This is a genomic window from Streptomyces sp. ISL-12 (genome assembly GCF_018614415.1).
GTDB lineage: Bacteria > Actinomycetota > Actinomycetes > Streptomycetales > Streptomycetaceae > Streptomyces.
In genome coordinates, this window is record NZ_JAGGOO010000064.1 from 1 (window position 1) to 18,771 (window position 18,771).

14 protein-coding genes and 3 pseudogenes are annotated in these 18,771 nt (G+C 68.4%); 12 read left to right on the top strand and 5 right to left on the bottom strand.

The genetic code is table 11. The features are described 5' to 3' along the window. Positions 1-306: 306 nt before the first annotated feature. On the top strand, positions 307-900 hold the full coding sequence (locus J7I94_RS18075; RefSeq protein ID WP_251075337.1) for a hypothetical protein: 594 nt from the start codon (positions 307-309) through the stop codon (positions 898-900). A gap of 292 nt (positions 901-1,192) precedes the next feature. Here the strand turns inward: J7I94_RS18075 and J7I94_RS18080 are convergent, their stop codons facing one another. Then, positions 1,193-1,384: a hypothetical protein gene (locus J7I94_RS18080; protein ID WP_215168162.1), complete on the bottom strand. Its 192-nt coding sequence runs from the start codon at positions 1,382-1,384 to the stop codon at positions 1,193-1,195. A 223-nt stretch (positions 1,385-1,607) separates the two neighbouring features. Here J7I94_RS18080 and J7I94_RS18085 point away from each other — a divergent pair, with 223 nt between their 5' ends. Genes J7I94_RS18085 through J7I94_RS18095 form a run of 3 tightly spaced genes read left to right on the top strand, consistent with a single transcriptional unit; the run spans position 1,608 to position 4,300 of the window. Further along, positions 1,608-2,696 (top strand): hypothetical protein, encoded by a 1,089-nt coding sequence (locus tag J7I94_RS18085; RefSeq protein WP_308114608.1) that lies wholly within the window; start codon positions 1,608-1,610, stop codon positions 2,694-2,696. Positions 2,697-2,703: 7 nt separating this feature from the next. Beyond that, the gene (locus J7I94_RS18090; RefSeq protein WP_215168163.1) at positions 2,704-3,105 is read left to right on the top strand and encodes a hypothetical protein; all 402 of its coding nucleotides are present in this window, start codon (positions 2,704-2,706) and stop codon (positions 3,103-3,105) included. A gap of 4 nt (positions 3,106-3,109) precedes the next feature. Further along, positions 3,110-4,300, top strand: coding sequence for a hypothetical protein (locus J7I94_RS18095; RefSeq protein WP_215168164.1), 1,191 nt, complete (start codon positions 3,110-3,112; stop codon positions 4,298-4,300). A 689-nt stretch (positions 4,301-4,989) separates the two neighbouring features. On the opposite strand, the gene J7I94_RS18100 is transcribed toward J7I94_RS18095, so the two are convergent. Next, the gene (locus J7I94_RS18100) at positions 4,990-5,136 is read right to left on the bottom strand and encodes a hypothetical protein (RefSeq protein WP_215168165.1); all 147 of its coding nucleotides are present in this window, start codon (positions 5,134-5,136) and stop codon (positions 4,990-4,992) included. 184 nt (positions 5,137-5,320) lie between these two features. On the opposite strand from J7I94_RS18100, the gene J7I94_RS39540 reads away from it, so the two are divergent. Both J7I94_RS39540 and J7I94_RS18110 read left to right on the top strand, forming a co-directional pair. Then, positions 5,321-6,079 carry a helix-turn-helix domain-containing protein gene (locus J7I94_RS39540; RefSeq protein ID WP_374198398.1) on the top strand — a complete coding sequence of 253 codons (759 nt, stop codon included), beginning with the start codon at positions 5,321-5,323 and terminating at the stop codon, positions 6,077-6,079. Between the two features lie 704 nt (positions 6,080-6,783). Then, positions 6,784-7,719, top strand: coding sequence for a DUF5655 domain-containing protein (locus J7I94_RS18110; RefSeq protein WP_215168167.1), 936 nt, complete (start codon positions 6,784-6,786; stop codon positions 7,717-7,719). 8 nt (positions 7,720-7,727) lie between these two features. On the opposite strand, the pseudogene J7I94_RS18115 reads toward J7I94_RS18110, so the two are convergent. Next, positions 7,728-7,940: pseudogene (locus J7I94_RS18115) on the bottom strand (IS110 family transposase); the annotation flags it as partial. Between the two features lie 76 nt (positions 7,941-8,016). On the opposite strand from J7I94_RS18115, the gene J7I94_RS18120 reads away from it, so the two are divergent. The 3 genes and pseudogenes from J7I94_RS18120 to J7I94_RS38405 all read left to right on the top strand — a co-directional run. Beyond that, positions 8,017-8,724 (top strand): hypothetical protein, encoded by a 708-nt coding sequence (locus J7I94_RS18120; protein ID WP_215168168.1) that lies wholly within the window; start codon positions 8,017-8,019, stop codon positions 8,722-8,724. Then, a pseudogene (locus J7I94_RS38400) lies at positions 8,619-9,393 on the top strand (integrase core domain-containing protein); the annotation flags it as partial. The gene J7I94_RS18120 and the pseudogene J7I94_RS38400, both read left to right, overlap by 106 nt. Positions 9,394-9,443: 50 nt before the next feature. After that, a pseudogene (locus tag J7I94_RS38405) lies at positions 9,444-9,833 on the top strand (substrate-binding domain-containing protein); the annotation flags it as partial. 433 nt (positions 9,834-10,266) lie between these two features. On the opposite strand, the gene J7I94_RS18130 reads toward J7I94_RS38405, so the two are convergent. Then, positions 10,267-11,985 (bottom strand): subtype B tannase, encoded by a 1,719-nt coding sequence (locus tag J7I94_RS18130; RefSeq protein WP_215168169.1) that lies wholly within the window; start codon positions 11,983-11,985, stop codon positions 10,267-10,269. A gap of 554 nt (positions 11,986-12,539) precedes the next feature. On the opposite strand from J7I94_RS18130, the gene J7I94_RS18135 reads away from it, so the two are divergent. Further along, positions 12,540-14,111 (top strand): alpha/beta hydrolase-fold protein, encoded by a 1,572-nt coding sequence (locus J7I94_RS18135; RefSeq protein WP_215168170.1) that lies wholly within the window; start codon positions 12,540-12,542, stop codon positions 14,109-14,111. Positions 14,112-14,151: 40 nt separating this feature from the next. Beyond that, positions 14,152-15,795, top strand: coding sequence for a carboxylesterase/lipase family protein (locus J7I94_RS18140; RefSeq protein ID WP_215168171.1), 1,644 nt, complete (start codon positions 14,152-14,154; stop codon positions 15,793-15,795). Positions 15,796-16,105: 310 nt separating this feature from the next. Here J7I94_RS18140 and J7I94_RS39020 read toward each other — a convergent pair whose 3' ends face one another. After that, on the bottom strand, positions 16,106-17,143 hold the full coding sequence (locus tag J7I94_RS39020) for an alpha/beta hydrolase-fold protein (RefSeq protein WP_215168172.1): 1,038 nt from the start codon (positions 17,141-17,143) through the stop codon (positions 16,106-16,108). A 247-nt stretch (positions 17,144-17,390) separates the two neighbouring features. Here J7I94_RS39020 and J7I94_RS18150 point away from each other — a divergent pair, with 247 nt between their 5' ends. Then, positions 17,391-18,761: a hypothetical protein gene (locus tag J7I94_RS18150; protein ID WP_308114610.1), complete on the top strand. Its 1,371-nt coding sequence runs from the start codon at positions 17,391-17,393 to the stop codon at positions 18,759-18,761. The last annotated feature ends 10 nt before the right edge of the window (positions 18,762-18,771 follow it).

The window sequence follows — 18,771 nt, forward strand, 5'->3', positions numbered from 1 at the left end:
ACCACGTGAGATGACCTCTTAGGCCCTGACCAGCGCGTTTATATCTTTCAGCGCTGTCAGGGTCTTCCCTGCTTGCACGGCGGAAAGTCCCTGGATCGGCCCTGGGACAGACGCGAAAGTCCCTGAAAAGTCCCTGGGATATCCCTGCGCAAGCAACCTTCCGGGGCCCGGGACCAGGGCCCCAATCCCTCGAAGGGACCGGCGAAGCCACCATTCGGCATAACGTTCAAGGCCCTCTCCTCCGCTCCACACAGCGGGGGAGACGAACGCGGGACGTAAGCTGACGTGATCAGTCAGAGGGGGATCATGGAAGCGCCGAACGTCATCGGAGACTGGCAGGACTATCAGTCCGATGAGTGGGCCGGCCTGCGTGTACGGGTGCACACCCTCACGAGGGGAGTGCCTCCGCAGGGTCGTAGGGACGAGGCGCAGGGGCTGACGTACATCTCGTTCCAGGTGACGTTCGAGAACCACCGTTCCACACATCTCTCCATCGATTTGTGCGACCATCCCCGCCACATTGACGTCCGTGTGGGACGAGACGGCCACGGCGCCTTCGTGGATGAGTACGGCTCCAGCGACATCGGAGGCTTCAACCTCTACCCGCAACGGCGGGCGACGGCCACCGTCTACGCCGCCGCACCCCCCGCGCAGTTGCGGCAACTGGACATCCAAATCAGTCCAGAGATCGACGGTGAGCAAGCGTTCGGATACCTCTGGGTCGGCGGACTTGGCATCCACGAGGGCTCAACGGGAAGGAACTCTCGCGCGTCAGCGGCTGATTCCGGCATGGCCCGCGAGGTGGAACGTTTCCTGGAGGAGACGGCTCCCGGTTCCTGGAGGAGACGGCTCCCGGTTCCTGAAACCACCATGTGCGACCGGGGGCGCCTGCAGCTCTGACCTTAACCGGGCCAGCGCTGTCTTCAGGTTTCGAACCCGAGACTTACGCATGACGAGCACGCTAGTGATCGTGCCGGGCTGTGTCGGCTGGTGTTGCCGAGTACCGTTTTGCCTGATCAGACCACCGGTGCAGGTCCGGCGGGTGCCGGTCCGTGTTGCACTGCCCAAAGGCGTCCCCGCTCCCCGTGCGCTCCCCTGGTGGCTGCTCGTGACCGGCTATGTCCGGTCAGCGACTGGCCCGTGGCTCCGGAACGGTCCTTGTCGCCATCCCACAGACACCTGGCCGGGGAGGTCACAGGGTCCTGGAGAGGGGGAAGTGGCAGTCGAGGATCTTGCGGGCTTCCCGCCGACGGGCGCGGCGGGGGTGGAGCAGGGCGACGCCGACAATGACGATGTAGACGGTGATCCAGATACACAGGGCGGTGATCAGTGTCCAGGGCAGGGGTCCGGTCGCGGGGAGGAGGTCGGTGAGAGTGGTGAGCATGGTGGTCTCCTGGTCGTTTGCCGGGCCGTGTGCTCCGGCGGTTCCCCTAGATCACCAGACCCCGTGCGCCTCGCCTGGATGAAGGTGGGAGGGCTCTATGTCCAAAACTGCGTCCTGCTTCCGGCGGTGTGGGTAGGTTCGCGGCATGTCTTCTACGGATGATCCGGTTTCCGCTGATCAGCAGCTCATCGACCATGCTCTTCGGCACGATTTGGTGGTGTCGGTGAAGCAGCTTGCGCTGTGGCGGCGGGCGGGTTTGTTGCAGGGGCACACGGTGCGGGCGCTGGGCCGGGGGCGCGGGAGTACGTCGGTTCCGAATGATGAGGCGTTCGGCCTGGTCGTGGCGCTCGCCCGGCTGGCACGGAGGGGTGCCCGGCCCTCGCATCTGGCGCTGGCGCTGTTCGGCGAGGGGCATCCAGTGCCGGAGGCGGCCGTACGAAATGCCTTCAAGAAGGCCGTGCGGGGGCACGGGACCGGCCTCGGCGAGGAGGATCCGGAGACCGGGGAGGACGAGGAAGAGTGGGCGGAGCGTGTCGCCGACGAGGTGGTCGCCTCCGGGCAGCGGGTCCGGCTGATTCCCGCGCGGGCCCGGCGGATCGACGAGGGCATCGCCCGGTACATGCGTGACCGTGGGGTGGTGTGGCCTCCCCCGGAGCTGGCCGGCCTGGACCGGAACCCGGAGCCGTCGAGTCCATCCGGTGGGGAGGTGACGGCCGCGGCGGTGACCACGGTGCTGCGCGGGGGTGCTTCCGTCACGCCGCAGGGGATCGGTGATGTGCTGCGGGCCATGCAGCCGGCGGGGTGGGGTAACCCCTGGGCGTCCCTGGCCGAGTACACAGTCGAGGACGTTCCGGATGCCTCCCAGGAGGTGTTCCTCCCCGACGGCGGGATGAGTACCGTCCCCGACGGGCCTGTTCTCGACACCCTGGTCGGTCTGGCGGTGACAGCGAACCTGAACGATCTGCGGGGCGCCTGGGCGGCGAGCGGGGCGACCCGGGAGTGGGCGCTGGACCTGTGCGGCCGGGTCGAGACGGAGCTGGCGGCCAACGAGCTGGGCAATGCGGCCTTCGAGTGGCTGATGGGCAGGACCTTCGTGTCGGGGATGGTACTGATGGCCGAGGTGGGCGATCAGCACTGGTCCCCGTCGGACCGGGCGAGGGACTCCCTGATGCTGCTGCTGATGCGGCAGGCGCTCCGCGATCTCGACGAGAAGGTGCCGGGCTGCCAGTGGGAGCTGCTCGAGTCCCCCGGGATCATGCCGGCCTCGCTGGTGTCTTTCCTCCGGCCGCAGCACGTCTCAGAGATCCGGTAGGACGATCATGGACCAGGGCACTCGTGAGACCGTGGTGGTAGCTGTGGCCGAGATGGCGGTGCTGCGTGCTCTGCAAGTCGCTGGCCGCCGGCTGCTCGCGCGGCGGAGCCGGGCGGTACGGGGCTCTCTGCAGGCCGTCCCTCCGTGGGAGCTGCATGTCCATGTGCCGGTTAGCGATACCGATCTGGATCTTCTCCTGCGGGACGCGTGGGTCATCCCTGAAGCCGTCGGCCTGCCCTCGATGATGATCGAGAGACTGGATCAGCATGTTCGGATTTTGCTCGCTGCCGGGCTCGGGTACCGCCGGGGCGACTTGATCAAGACGGTGTCTCGTCTTCCGCTGCAACAGCTTGAACTGCCCTGGAACGCGCACGCTGGGACGGATGAGACTCATGCCCCGGGCGGGTGATCCCGTGGAGCTGAGGACGGCAAGCGTCCTCTGGTATTGCACCGGTGAGACCGTCGAACCGTATGACCATTGCCCTCGGTGTGATGACTTCCATGATGTACGGGCTGATCGCAACGGCCGCTACGACTTCATGTGCGGCAGTGACCGGGCGGTCGAGGTCACACTGGTGACCAGCAGCGTGGCCCAGCAGAACCGGAGCGCCTGGGAGCCGTACCTCACCCAGCGGGCGGTACCCGAGCTGGATCTGGGCTGGCATGTGGTGTTCGCGAGCACGGCGAAGGCGACCTACGGAGGCCGCAAGGAGAACCCCCGATTCAAGGACGCCCTGACCGTCATCACCCCGGCCCTGGCCGAGCTGGAGCGGCGGGGCGTGTCCCGCTTCGGCCCCGGCACGGCCTGTATCGAGCAGCCACTCCACGAAGAGGCGTGCCCGTACGGCACCCTGGGCACCGCTGGGGTGACCTTCGGTTGTTCCATGCGCAGCGAGACAGGTGCCGGCTACATCAGCGCCGGGTTGTTGACAGGGTACGACCAGATGCCGGCTTTCAACCCGGACCACTGGGCCAAGAAGGCTGGGAAGAACCGCCGCCAGGGGAAGCCTCCGCCGCCTTCTCCGGTCCCGGAACCTCCTCAGATGGGCCCGGTGCTGCGGTCGTTCGATCCGGGCTTCATCGCTTTGCTGGAGGGGCGCCGGGCCGAGGACGAACGGAAGTGGTCCGAGACGATGCGAGCCCTGTTTCCCGGTCGCTACACCGATGCCGAGCTGTCCGAACTGGCCCACCGGGAGGTTAGTGAGCGGATCGCATGCGCACGATCCTTGACCTGGCGGACCGCGCTTCCGGCGAAGCCGCCGCCCATCGCCGACGCCGATGGTGGAACGGAGCTGGTGGAGCTTCTGGAGGTCGAGTTCGAGCTGCACGAGGACCTGGCCCTGAAGCTCAACGCGGCTTCTGACCGGCCGTGCCGAGAGGTGTTCTTCTGGCTCACCTGGATGCGTTCCTCCGCATGGCACCGCCTTGCCGACCCAGGCCTGCTGCCCCAGCGATCTCCGAACGTACCGGCCGGCATCACTGGCCTCTGGGTCGGCTGTCTGCTGGATAGAACCCACATCCTGCACTGGGACCGCGACGCTGGCTGGACGCGCCACCCGCTCCCTGACCCGCTGCCCACCCTCGAATTCCCTGGCTGCCCCTGACCAGGTGTCGAATGGCTTGGCGGCGTTCACGCATGCGGCCAGCAGGGTGGCCCCACTATCAGTTTGCCGTGCACCGAGGATCCGAACCTATGCAGTTTTGCCAGATAGGTATCGAACCGACCTGGTACGAGCCGATTGGGACGGTTGGTGTTGCAACATCGAAACCGCCCTACTCGGACTGATGTCTCCGGAATCACTTGCCAGCACCCCCTGGGGCGATCCACGAGCAGCACCTCCGCTGGACTGCCCCTTCTCGGTGCCGGAGCCGCAGTGCGGCGCGCTCTCTGTCCGACGCAGGGCCGCCTAGCAGCCTGGACCCGGAGCCCGCGAGCGAGTGCGGCGTGATGCCGCATGCCGGACAGGGCTCTGAGATCCGTCTCCCTCTGGGCATGGTCATCACCACAGCGGCACACGCCCCAGCCCTCCGCCTCCACTCGTTCGGCGACCCCATCGAGCACCCCGACCGGCACCTTCGCCGCCCCTCGGCGTGCCGCTTCACCAAGGCGCTGCCAATCTCGGTGTCGAGGTCCAACAGAGGGACTGCCGCCGGGCCGTCGCCGGTCAGGCCGGCTTACTTGCCGGCCTGCGCGGTGACCATGACCAGGTGCCCCAGCGACTCGACACGGACACTCACCAGCCGGTCGTCCACGCCGGACGGGCCGGACGGCGTGGGGCGGGACGGCTGCCGGCTACCGCTCGGCGGTCGCCGGCATGATGACGTCGGCCACGGCCTCCCGGGTGACCAGATGGGCGGCTTCGTCCTCGTCCGGCCCGACCCGCTTCGCCATGGTGCCGACGAAATGGGCGACGACCCCGCGCACAGCGGCGGTCACCACCTCTGGAACAGAAGGCCCTGAGGATGCGTGCACCAGAAATGCAACCCTTCTTTCTACTCACAGGTAACCACTCGCCATACCGGCACATAACAGGATCAAATCCTGCACTCTCTGAACCAAAGGTCTTGTTCGTGGCCATTGCCGCCGGAGAAGGCTCTCCCAACTTGGCCCAGGCGGGACGAGATTGGCACGCTACTGCCGGTCACGGGTCGACCTACGGCCCAGCGAACCCGGGAGGGGTGCGATGCTCACGGAGGGATACGGATCACGGAAGCAGTGGGAGCCCGTGAATGCCCGCCTGATCAACCTACTGGAGGGGCAGCTCTCTGTACGGGGCCTGACCTACGGTCAGCTGGCGGTGCTAATCGGCCGGGACTCATCAACCGTGTCGCGGGCGTTATCCGGGCGAGGGATCCCTTCTCGGGCTGTGACGGAGCTGATGGCCCGATCTCTCGGCCTGGACGAGCACACCATGATGGCAGTTAGGGGTGAAGCGGTGGCGATCAGGCGGAGGGGTCAGTCAGTTCGAGCCGCCGGGGGACCGCCTGACGGGATGCGCACCCACAGGGAGTTTCTGGATGCTCTCCAGGAAACGATTCGAGGGGCGAATCTCTCCCAGCGAGAGATTGGGCTCAGGAGTCACGGCACACTGAAGCGCTCCACTATCGGAGCGGTACTTCGCGGCGAGCGCAGTGCGCCACTCGAGCTCGTAATGACGATCATCGAGATTTGCGGCGTCGTAGCCCCCTCAGCCGTTGCCTCATGGGAGGAAGCCTGGTGCGACCTCGCAGAACCTGACCGGGAAAGGCGCCGACAGCGGAGGTGGGCGGGTTACAGCCTTCGACGGTACCTCCGCGGACTGCCAGCTCACCGAAGGCCGTCCGCCTGGGCCAGGTACGTGGAGGAGAGGAACCTCGATGACACCTTGAGGGGAAACCGCTGATAAGGAGTCCTCGCACCCCAGTCTCCCACCACAGGTTTTGGTGCTTACCTCCAATCCCTTAGCTACTGCTGGAGGAACTGACACAGGGCCGGAAGGGTTTCAAAGGCTCCCGCCCGCGCACCCTTCCGCACACCGGCTGCGCAGATGCACTCCCCTTGGACCGAGCGGCACGATCCGGGAAACCCGGCCCGGCCGCAAGAAGGGATCGGCTCAGTCGAAAGCCGGGCCGGACGGTGTCTGACCCGGCTTTCGACTGAGCCGCCTTCGGGATTGGAACCCGAGACCTACGCGTTACGAGACCGAGAGCGTTCGTGCCGCTTGGTGCCGCGCGGTGCTGCCCAGTGACGTTTTTCCTGATCAGAGTATGTGCGGCAGGTTTTCCCGTGCTGCCTTGTGTTGGCGCGTCCAAAGGCGTCTGTCCACCGGCTGTCCACCGGAGCACGCCTCTGGGCGGCTGCCAACGACCATCTGCTTGCGCCGGTGGGGCGGCCGGCACCGATTTCGCGCACCGTCCAACGTGCTTGTCAGAGTCCCACAACCGCCGCACGCGCTCCAGGCGGTGGTCAATGTGGGCCAGTGTGGGCTCGGCCAGTGGACGCGGCAGTTGGCCAGTCCGAACACTAGACATGCGTTCACCCTGCAAGCGGAATATCCAAGGCGTTCGTTCGATTGGCCTCCTTGCACAGATCACGGGAGGGGCGCTGGTGGCCGAGCTGATGATGTTCCGCCGGGACGCAGACGGACGGGATGTCGAACTGACCAGTTCGACGGTGGCGCTGGAGGTGGAATTGCAGCGACGAGTCGAGGCCGGCTTGGAGCAGATGCTCGGCATCCGCTTCCTGGCATCGGAGTACCCGACCGGCCCCTGGCACCGGGGACGGATCGACACCTTGGGGTTGGACGAGAACGGCAGCCCGGTGGTGATCGAGTTCAAGAAGGGCTCGGACAACGGGGTGCTGTCGCAGGCCGTCTCGTACTTGTCCTGGCTGGAATCCGCGCAGCACGAGTTCGAGGCGCTCGTGCGGAAGGTGCTGGGCGCGGAAGCCGCCGAAGCGATCGACTGGCGTCGTCCACGGATGGTCTGCATCGCTGCCGGCTTCTCGCACCACGACCGGGTGGCCGTGCAGCGACTGCCTGAGCGGATCGACCTGGTGCGCTACCGGATCTTCGAGGGTGGCCTTCTGGGTCTGCTGCTCGTTGACTCAGCGCCCGGTCTCCCGAGCGTCACCTCGCCCCGGCGGACCCGGGAGCGATCAACCGTGGTCGACAGCACCCTAGCGACGACGGCGCCTCCTTCGCCGGCGGGAATGAGCCTCGTTCCGGAGTGTCTGCGGGATCTATACGAGGAGCTGGACGAGGCACTCACGGCGTGGGGCGAGGTGGAAGTGGCGCCCTTGCGGCACTACATCGTCTATCGGCGGCTGGTGAACGTGGCATCGGTGATCTTCCGACCGAAACACGAGGCGATTCTTGTCTACCTCAGACTCGACCCGGACACGGTCGAGTTGGAGGAAGGCTTCACCCGGGACATGCGCGGCATCGGGCACCTCGGGACCGGGGACCTGGAGGTCCGCCTCGTCTCCGCGGCTGACCTGGAGAAGGCGGCGCCGCTGGTCCGACGGGCTTATGAGGCTTTCTGATAGTGTTGTCAAGCTGCCGCAGTCACCGGCGGTGTCACTTCGTAGCACCGTCGGTCACTGATCAGGGCCCAGATAACGTTGACGCGTCGGCGGGCGAGGGCGAGTACGGCCTGGACGTGCTTCTTGCCCTCGGCGCGTTTGCGGTCGTAGAACATCCGCGAGTTCGGGTCGTGTCGGACGCTGACCAGCGCGGAGGTGTAGAAGACGTACCCGATTCTACGCCTTCACGGATACCTGCTGGTCAGATGCGGTTACAGCGCAACCACAAGAGATCATTTCTCACAATCGTCTCTCAAGGTGAAGCGCCTCCCGCACGGCAAGGCGAAGGTGACGGCCACCGCGGGCCGCGCGCTCAGCACGATCGGGAACGTCGGGAGGGCTCTGAACCACCTCGACGGGCAGACCGCGACTACGTATGTGGTCACCCGGTATCGGACCTCCGGAAACCCGAACGTGCCGTCCGGAACCTACCTGGGGTCGACGGCCGGCCGGTCGGCGAACGGTGGTCTTCTGCGCCGGGCGAGCGGTGGCCCGGCGCAGCACTCCGACCAGGGCGGCTACATCCAAAGCCCGAGCACTGGCACCTCGGACAGCATCTGCGCAACGTGCGCGTCGGGCGCTGAGTCGATGGTGTCGAACACTGAGTACGTGATGACGGCGGCCGCCGTGCGGAAGTACGGCGTGAAAATGATGGACGCCCTCAACGAGGGCCGTCTGCCCATCGCGCATCTCGCCAAGGGCGGTCTGTCGCGGGCGGCGAAAGACGCCCGCGGGCAGCTTCGGGATCTCCTCGTTCGGAGGATGGCCGGTTACCAGCGGACCCCGTCCGAGAGGAGCCTGGGCGCGCCGTCGGACATCTCGAGCCTGGTGTCGGCGCTGAACCAGGTGGCGGGGCAGATCCGGGTGGCGTGCGCTCCATCCGCGCCCTGGTCCTGCGCCTGGCCCGCGGGCACCCGACCTGGGGCTACCGGAGCCTGCACGGTGAACTGCTCGTCCTCGGCGTGAAAGTGGCGGCGTCCACGGGCTGGGAGATCCTCGAGGACGCCTGAATCCCGCCGGCACCCGAGCGGACGTCCAGTACCTGGGCGGACTTCCTGCGTTCCCAGGCCGATGCCCTGCTGGCCTGCGACTTCTTCGAGACCAGCACTCTGTCCGGGACGCGGCTGTACGTGTTCGCCGTGCTCGAGTACGCCAGCCGGCGCATCCGGGTCCTGGGCGCCACCGCACACCCGACCGCCTCCTGGGTGACACAGGCCGCGAAGAACCTCGTCATGGACCTCGAGGACACCGGCTGCCGGGCACGGTTCCTCATCCGGGACCACGACGGCACGTTCCCCGCCCTGTTCGACACCGTCCTCAAGGACGCGGGGATCGACGTCGTGCTGACCGGCGTCCGGATACCGCGCATGAACGCGCTCATGGAACGCTGGGTACAGATTTGCCGGCACGAGCTGCTGGACCGCACCCTGATCTGGAACCAGCACCATCTGCTCCACGCCCTGCGCGAGTTCGAGCAGCACTACAACTCCCACCGGCCCCACCAGGGCATCGCAGGCGCCCGACCACTGCACGCCCTGCCCCCATCGATCACCAATTCGGAGCAGCTCACCCACCTCGACATACGCCGACGTGACCACCTCGGCGGCCCTCCACGAGTACCGACACGCGGCCTGACCGTCGTCGCCGTGGCCCTGCCCGACACCGAGTCCCCGCTGGCCGCGACCCGGCTGAAGTTCACCGGGCACGCCGCACGCAACCTCGGCATTCAGGTCCCCCGGACCTTCGTCACACCACCTGAGCGCTCCGCCTGCGCCGAAGCCGTCCAGGCGTTCCTGACCGGCGCTCCCGAGGTGACCGCCATCGCCGGCTTCAACGACGACGTCGCCCTGCGCATCCTCATGGCCCTGCGCGACCTCGGCCACCGCGTGCCGGACGATGTGGCCGTCATCGGCTTCGACGACAACGGCTACGGCGCCTACACGACCCCCGGACTGACCACCGTCCACGTCGACGCCGAGGCCCACGGCCGGCTCAGCGCCCGCCTCGCCCTGAACCTCGACACGGACGGCCTGCGCCCGCCGCCCGCGCGGGTCGTCGTCCGCGAATCGGTCTGACCGGTTCCTTCGCCGCGCGTTGCCGTCCCGGACACGACCGCGAGTCCGTGGTGCGCACCCGGCGCGGGCACGGCGGTGCGTCGCGGACACCGAGACCTGGCAGTGCCTTGGCCGGGGTGTCGACCGGTGCTGTGCGCAGGCCCTGGATTCCGGCCGTGCGTCTCCCGCCAGGTCCCAGCCTCCTCGCCCGTGCGGCGTGCCCCACCGGGCGATTGTCCTTCAGATACCCGCCAGCCTGGCGGGCCGGCCTGCGCCCGCGCGTCCGTCTGCTTGTCCGGCCGCCCCGGTGGCCGCTGTTCCTGGTACCGGACCACGGACCCGAGGCATCAGCACGGCCCCGGACCGCCCGCGCACCCGGTGATCGGTCCACCATGCGGTGCGGGCGGCCGGGCGCCCCTGCCCACCGGCCATCCGCGTCGGGGCTGCCGACGGCTCAGCGCTCGTGCCTGGAGGCGAGCGGGTCGCCGGCCTTGCGGACGGCCTCGGCGATCCAGGCCATGGCCTCGGGCACGTCATAGTTGCCGGCGTGCGGCTGATTCCAGGCGAGCTGGTAGTTCAGGTTCTCGACCTGCTTGTCGCCGGCGAGTGCACGGTCGAGGTTGACCGAGACGGTGAACGCGGTGTCCCGGTCGCGGGTGCCGTGCCGCACGTACCAGTTCGGTGCGGTGTCGGCCTTGGTGCCGATGAAGTCCATCGGGTTGATCAGGTGCACCTGGTCGTCGACGGTGGTGCTCTTCTTCGCGGTGTACTGCTTCCACGTGAGCCCGGTGTCGTCGAGGCCGCTGCCGTCGCCGGCCACGTCGTTGTGGTCCCAGCTGTACTCGGTGTAGTTCAGGTACTTCTGGCTGGGCGGGCCGAACAGGTCGGTCTCGGTGCCGCTGGTGGTGTTCCCGTCGACGCCCACCGCGTCGAAGGCGGGGGTCGTCTTCAGCGTGGCCTGGGTGGCGACGAAGGCCAGGTACTTCGTCATGTCGACGGAGCGGACCTTGCCGGTGGCGGCGTCGATGTCGATCCAGTCGTTGACGTACGACTTGGTGGTGCCTTGGGAGGTGATCTGGAAGGTGCCGCCCAGCGGCGGGATCGTGTGGGCCGGGTCGGCCTTCAGGTAGGTCTCGGCGGAGTCGATGACCTCCTTCTTGATGGTGTCGAGCATGGTGGCGGCGGTGAGCCGCGAGCCGTCGGGGTTGCGCAGTCCGAGGCTCTTCTCGTACGCCGCGAACCGGGACGCTATCTCCTGGGCCGCCTCGGGTGAGGGGTTGGAGCCGGTGGCGTCGCGGGTGGCAAGGACGTTGTACAGCCACTCGTAGGCGATGTCCGCGTTGCCGAGGTCGGTGATCGGGCAGTACGCGTTGACGGCGAACACGTCGTCGCGCAGGGTGCTGCGCCCCTTGGCGTCGATCCCGGCGGCGCCGATCGCGGCGAGGTAGGGGTCGTACTCGGCGCTGTTTCCGGAGGCGCCCAGGATCGACACCAGGGCGCCGCCACCGCTGGTGCCGTTGATGACGATGCGCTCCGCGCTGCCGGGCATCGCGGCGTCGTTGAGCCGCAGGTAGCGGACGGCGGCCTTGGCGTCGACCACGGCCGCGGGGGCCTTGCCGGGGGCCGAGCCGTCGGCGCCGGCCAGGCCGCGGCTGCGGTTGGCGACGTCAACGAAGACATAGCCCGCCTTCAGGGCGGCTCCGACGTTGCTGGTCGCGCTGGTGTAGGAGGCGCCGGCGGTCACGCTCGCCCGGAGGTAGCTGGCCTTCCACCCGCTGTTGTTGACGGCGAAGTAGACCGGGGTGCGCTGGTCGCCGAAGGCCCTCTCGGGGACGAACACGTTCATGCTCTGGTAGCCGCAGGCGGTGTCGGTGATCGTGGTGCTGCCGCCGCCGGGGCCGCCGGGCTGCTGGGCCGCCGCCGCGACCGGGTTCGCGACGTAGCAGATCTGCTTGTACCAGCGCACGTCCATCGGACTGCCGTCCACGGTGACGGTGATCGTCGTGTAGGCGGCGGAGTCGAAGTCCAGCGCGGCGTCCTGCGCGTCCACCGCGTGACCGCGACCGGCGGCGGGAGCCGCCACCGCGACAGAGGTCGGCACCGCGACGGTCGCGAACACCAGCGCGCCCGTCAGCGCCACGCCTCTGCACAGATGCAGGTGGGTACGGGACATGGGTCTCCCCTCATCGAGCACCAAGTGCTTCGCCGATGCCTCGGATTGGAGGCGTCCCGCACGCTACAAGATTGTTAACAATATACACAGCAATCTCGCGGTCATTTTCTGCCGCTCACGCCGGCCCTCCTCCAGCGAGAGGCTGCACGCGTCCCGCTCGACCGGCTTTCCTATGCCTTATGACACGACCGTTGACAAGTTGATCGCACGAGCGTAAAAAATCGTCACCAGCCGCATTTTTCCTTCGACTTCTGAATGCGCCCGCATCTCAGCCCGCCATCCCGAGCCGCCGGGTGCGTCGAGACCAGCAGTAGCCGTCTGCCCCTGTGACGTGCGCGTACCAACCCGCCGTACGCCCGACACCGGTATCACTATCACCACACACAGCGCGGCCGTCATCGATCATGCCGTTCGAAGCCGAAGCCGAAGCCGCATCCGTGCCGGGAGGGGCCGTCAACCAGCGGTGTGGTCCGTTGGGCGGCTCCCGGCCCGGGACGTTCGCGCGGGCACTGCGGCAACTTGTCGCCCTCCGGGCGCACGCACAAGGAGAAACCATGCTCAACAGTCCGCGCAGAACCGTGCTCGCCGTCACCGCGACCGGCGTGCTCGTCGCGGCCACCGTGCTCACCACGTCGGCGAACGCCGAGACTTCGGCAGCCAAGGGCTCCGCCTCCGCTCTGGGTCCGACGGTGACGCACACCGGCAGGGGTCCCACCGGTTACCAGGTCACCTTCCGCGTCAAGGACGCCTCGGCGGCCTCCATGCGGATCAGGGGCACCTGGACGTTCGCCTCCTCGGCGAGCACCAGCACCGACCCGACGAATGCCGCCGCCGTCACCGCCGCCGACTGGCAGCCCGGCGACTTCCCCCTGCAGTCGCCGAACCAGCCGAGCGAGAACTGGGCCGTCGCCTCCATGGAGCAGGATGCCAACAGCGGCGTATGGTCCTACACCGTGCCGCTGCCCTCCGGCACCTTCGACTACCAGTTCTACGCGGACTGCGCCTCGGCGACGCTGAGCGGCTGCACGGCGACGACCGATCCCGCCAACCCCGCCTGGAACACGACCGGGTCGGCAGCCGTCTACAGCCAGGTGTACGTCCCGTCGGACAAGAAGTCCGGCACCGCCGACCAGTCCTGGCAGGCGGACGTCCCGGCCTCCCGGCGCGGCAAGCTCACCGACCTCAGCTACCCGACCGCGAACGCCACCAGCGGCTCCAACCAGATGGCCGTCTACACACCTCCCGGCTACGACCCCGAGCGGTCGGAGCCCTACCCGGTGTTCGTGCTCAGCCACGGCGGCGGAGAGAACGAGGTCGCCTGGTCGACGCGGGGCCGCCTGGAGCAGATCGTCGACAACCTGATGGCGGACGGCAGGATGCAGCCGGCCGTGGTCGTCATGCCGAGGGGCACCGGGGTGTCCTCCGCCGCCTACACCGCGGAGATCACCGACACCGTGCTGCCCTACGTCGAGCAGCACTACCACGTCGGCACCAGTGCCGCCGACCGGGCCTTCGCGGGTACCTCCGCCTACGGCACCCAGGCCAACAACCTGCTCTTCAAGGACACCACCACCTTCGGTTACTACGGCGTCTGGTCCCCCGCCGCGGGAGCGCCGGCCGTGACCGTCACCGGCACCGGCAACACCCCGATCGACTCCGCGTACACCGCCGACGACCTGAAGAAGGTGCTCGGCATCCACCTCGCCATCGGCCAGCAGGACACCGGGGGCAACGCTCCGATGATGACGGCCACCACCGAACGCGAGGGCCTCATCAACGCCGGTGTGCCGTTCACGTACTACTCGGCCGGCGGCGGCCACACCTGGTCGTTCTGGCAGAACACCCTCTACGACTTCCTCACCCGCGTCGGCTTCCGCGCCACCACCACGGCCGTCACGACCGGCTCCGACAAGCTCACCGCCACCGTCGCCGCCGCCACCACGGAGCCGGCCACGCCCAGCGGCACCGTCCAGTTCCAGGCCGACGGCGTGGACATCGGCAAGCCCGTCAAGCTGCACGGCGGAACCGCCGTGCTCCAGGCCGGCGCCTCGGCGTGGTCGGGGAAGACCGTGACCGCCGTCTACGGCGGCGACGATCTGTACAACGGCAGCACCAGCGCCGGCTGAGTCCGTCCGCCACCACCGAGAAGGACAGAAGGGACCTGCCGTGTTCCGTGCACGACGGCACCACCGGCTCGACAGTCACACTCCGGGGAAGCGGACGGCCCTCGCCCTCGCCTCCCTGTCCGCCGCACTCGTCTGCCTGGTCTCCCTGTCGTCCTCCTCGGCGACCGCGCGGGGCGAGCACCGCCCCGCCGAGACACTGCCCACGGTGGTGCGCACCAGCGGCGGCGCGGTGCGCGGCGACAGCACCGAGGGAGTACGGCGGTTCGACGGCATCCGGTACGGACGGGCGCCGGTCGGTGACCTGCGGTGGCGGCCACCGGTCGCGGCCGCCGCCTGGAAGGGCGTCAGGGACGCGAGCGCACCCGGGGCCGACTGCGTACAGACCGCCGCCGCCTGGCGGCCCGCCGCGGCCTCCACCGACGAGGACTGCCTCTTCCTGAACGTGTGGACACCCGCCGAACGACCGACCGGCGGCACCCTGCCGGTGACCGTCTTCTTCCACGGCGGCGGCTTCGTCAACGGTTCCGGCACCGACATCGACCCGGTCTCCTACGTGCGGGCCGGCGGCATCGTCGTCACCGTCAACTACCGCCTCGGCGCACTGGGTTGGCTCACCCTGCCCGGCCTCGACACCGAGACCGGGCAGGGCACGTCCGGCAACTACGGGCTCCTCGACCAGGTACTGGCCCTGAAGTGGGTCAAGGCGAACGCCGCGGCCTTCGGCGGCGACCCGTCGAAGGTCATGGTGACGGGGCAGTCCGCGGGGGCCGAGTCCATCTGCGCCCTCCTGGCGTCCCCCTCCGCGGCGGGCCTGTTCCAGCGCGCCGCCATGGAGAGCAGCCTGCGATGCGCGGTCAACACCCGGACCGCCGCGCAGACCGCCGGTGCCGCCTTCACCGAGGCCGCCGACTGCGCGGGCACCGGTGCTCAGGCGGTGGCCTGCCTGCGCGCCAAGTCCCCGGTCCAACTCCTCGACGCCCAGAAGAGCGCGGGGAGTTGGCGCCCGGTCGTCGACGGCACCGTACTGCCCCGGTCACCGACCGACGCCTTCGCCTCGAGCCGGTTCCACCGGATGCCGATCCTCATCGGCTCCACGCAGAACGAGGCCGGTGCCTTCGTCTACGAGCAGTACGACCTGACCTCCCACCCCGTCACGCCCGCGCAGTACGAGTCCGCCGTGCGCGCCGCCTACGCAACGGACGCCGACGCGGTCCTCGCCCACTACCCGCTGGCCGGCTACAGCACCCCCGGACAGGCCCTGGCCGCGGTCCGCGGCGACAGCGGCTTCTCCTGCCCGAAACTGGCCCACGCCGACGCGCTGGCCACCCACTCCGCCGCCACATACGTCTACGAGTTCCGCGACACCACCGCACCACTGCGTTCCTATCAGCTCGTGCCGCCGTCATTCGGACTGGGCACCCAGCACTCCGCCGAGCTGCTCTATCTCTGGGGCGCCCCAGCCCTGACCCCGCTGTCGAGGACGCAGCGCGCGCTGGCCGACGAGATGATCGCCTACTGGCAGCACTTCGCCGAGACCGGTGACCTCTCGCCCTCCGGCCTGCCCCGGATCTCCGCGTACAGGGCCGGTACACCCACCGAGGTGGCCTTCACCAGCCACGGTTCCGAAGCCGTGAGCGACGAGGCGGCAGCACACCAGTGCGCCTTCTGGTCCACCCTGGTCTGACCCAGTACAAGGCAAGCCGCGTGCAGCTGAAAGGCGAGTGGTACTTCGATCGACCGAGCACGCTCAGCCCGCGGCCGAACACTCCCGACAGGTCGTGGAGAGTGCCGCGGCCCGCTGCCGCGGCAGTGGCAGCCGGGGCACGTACCGATCTTCCACCCCAACTCCACCAGCCCCAACTGGCCGGTCATCGACACGGACATGGGACGGCCTCTCGTCGACGCGCAGGCCGACGACACCACCACCGGACTGTTGTCCGATCCTGGCAACCCCGCCGCAGACCTCCGCGAGCGCGGGATGGGTGTCCGAACCGTCAGGCCGCCTTCTGCGCGAAGAGCCAGTCGCGCAGTGGGGTGATCTTGTAGGCGGGTTCGAAGGAGGCCATGTGTTCGCTGTTCATGGCCGGGTCGGAGGAGGTGGAGTCGGAGACTTCCAGGACGGTGCCGGTCTTGAAGGTGGCGAAGTTGATGCTGTCACCGGCGGCGAAGAGCTTCTCGGCGGCGGCGGCGTACTTCGCGGCGGACCAGGTGGCGTCCCAGGTGGCGCTCTGGTAGGAGACTCCGGCGTCCTTGAGCAGGTCCTTGACGTCGGCCTGGCCGCCGGAGGCGTTCTCGTCGCCGCCGGCGGCGATGTAGAAGAACTTCTCCTTGGCGAGGTTGTCGAGTTCGCTGATGTCCCACTGGCCGGAGACGAAGAGTTCGGCGGCGAACAGGTCGGGGTGCTTGGCGGTCAGGTACATCACCGTCATGCAGCCCATCGACTGCCCGGTGCCGTAGATCCGCTTGTCGTCGATGCTGTACTTGCCGGTGACCGAGGTGAGCAGCCGGGTGGTCATCTCGACGTAGTCGGTGGTGGTGTAGCTGCCGTGGTCGTCGATGATGACGGAGGGATACTCGGGGACGAGGACGAAGCTCTCGTGCTTGGCCTGTTCGTCGGCGCTGGCCCAGATGAGTGCGCCGTACTGGGACAGCGGGGCGGTGACGTCCTGGCCGACGAGGCTGGAGTCGGCGATGTAGAGGACCAGAGGGTAGGACTTGGCGGCGTCGTAGTCGTCGGGGATGTACAGGTTGTAGGGCAGGGACTCACCCGTCTGGGAGTCCTCGTAGGTGAACTGCTTGAACGTGCTCTTCACCTGCGAGGTCAGGTCGTCCAGGCTGGGCGGCTCCTCGGTGCTGGTCGCCGTGGCGGTCTCGGTGGTCTCGGTGGCGGGGGTGCCGCTGGAGGCGGCGGCGGAGCCGGCCTCGCCAGTGGCGGAGCTGTCGGAGGAGGTGCCGCAGGCGGTGGCGCCGAGGAAAACAGCGCCGAGCGAGGCGGCGAGGAAACCGCGTCGTGGCAGGTGAGAGGTGTTCATGCCGAAGATTGTCCGGACGCCGTCTGAGGAAACCGTAAGGCGCGCCTGTACGACAACTGTGAAGCCCTGGCGTTCGTCGGCCGTCCTGGGCGCCGGGGACGGCGGGAACAGCGTCCGCACAGATTCCCACAGCACTTCCACTGGTTGCCCTGCCATATTCGTGCAGGGGCTCGCCAGTAACACACGAAGCCAACCCTCCAACTCCTGAGTGGAGTTGTGACCGCGCGCCGTCGGAAGAGATCCGCCAGTGAGGCTGAACGACACAGGCGACGAGAGCCGTGGCCACCGCAGACCGCTGCGCCGACGGGCCTTCCTGGGAGGTTCGGTCGCCGCGGCGGCGGCGACCGCCGCGGGCGGCGCCTGGGCGGTGGCCGCTGACGCGGAGACCGGGGGCGGCAGCGACGGGCTGCGGGTCGGGGCGGGACGGGCGGTGATCGAACTGCCCTCGTCGCTGCTCCCACTGGACGGCTTCACCACCGTCCACGACGACCTCTACGTACGGGTGCTGCTGGTACACGGCGCCGAGCGGAGCGTCGCACTGGTCGTCCTCGATCTGACCTCGATCAGTTCCGAGGGGGTCGCCGCGCTGCGGACGATCGTCTCCGACGCGGCCGATGTCGAGCCGGCCGACATCCTCATGACCGTCACCCACACCTTCTCCACCCCGCACATTCAGCCGTGCAGCGGAGTGTCGTCACCGTTCATGGCGCAGGTCTCGCAAGCCGCCTCCACCGCGGTCGCGGCAGCGGTCACGTCCCTGCGTGCGGGCAGGGTGGGGCACGGCTCCGGCGAGTGCGACGTGAACGTCAACCGGGACGTGCTGACGGCCGACGGCTGGTGGCTGGGGACCGGCGAGTCCGGAACCTCCGACAAGAGCGTCGGCGTGACCCGTTTCGACGACGCCGACGGCAACGCGATCGCCGTCCTGGTCAACTACGCGGTGCAGTCCTCGGTGATGCTGGACTCGGTCATGGCGAGCGGCGACCACCCGGTCACCACCGACCTGGCGGGCTCGGCGGTCGCGCACGTGGAGAAGCAGTTCGGCGGCGACACCGTGGGTTTCTTCCTGGTGGGCGCGTGCGGCGACCAGGCACCGGCGTTCCGGTCCAAGCGGTACACCGTGGACAAGGACCGGAACTGGTCCCAGACGGACGCCTCCGACGCCGGCTGGCTGCTGCTGACCGTCCAGGGTGAACGGCTGGGCACCGAGGTCGTCCGGGTCACCCGGGCGATCAGGACCGGCTCCGATTCGACACTTGAGCTGGTCACCTCCTCCGTCACCGTCGGCGCCGTGCAGCAGGGGCGTGCGACGGCGCCCACGAAGGAGTACACGTTCACTCCCGACGGAACGGCCGAGGTGCCGCTCTGGGCGCTCCAGATCGGCAACGGGGTGTTCACCGGGGTGGCGCCCGAACTGTCCGCGGAGACCGGCCTGAGCATCAAGAAGCACTCGCCCTTCGCGTACACAACGGTGCTGTCGATGCTCGACGGCGGTGCCAAGAACATGGCGGACTCGCGCAGTTACGCCCGCATCACCTACGAGGCCGTCGACTCCGCCTATGCCCAGGGGTCGGCGGAGCGGGTCGCCACGAAGATCGGTGACCTGCTGCACGACTGACCCATTCCCC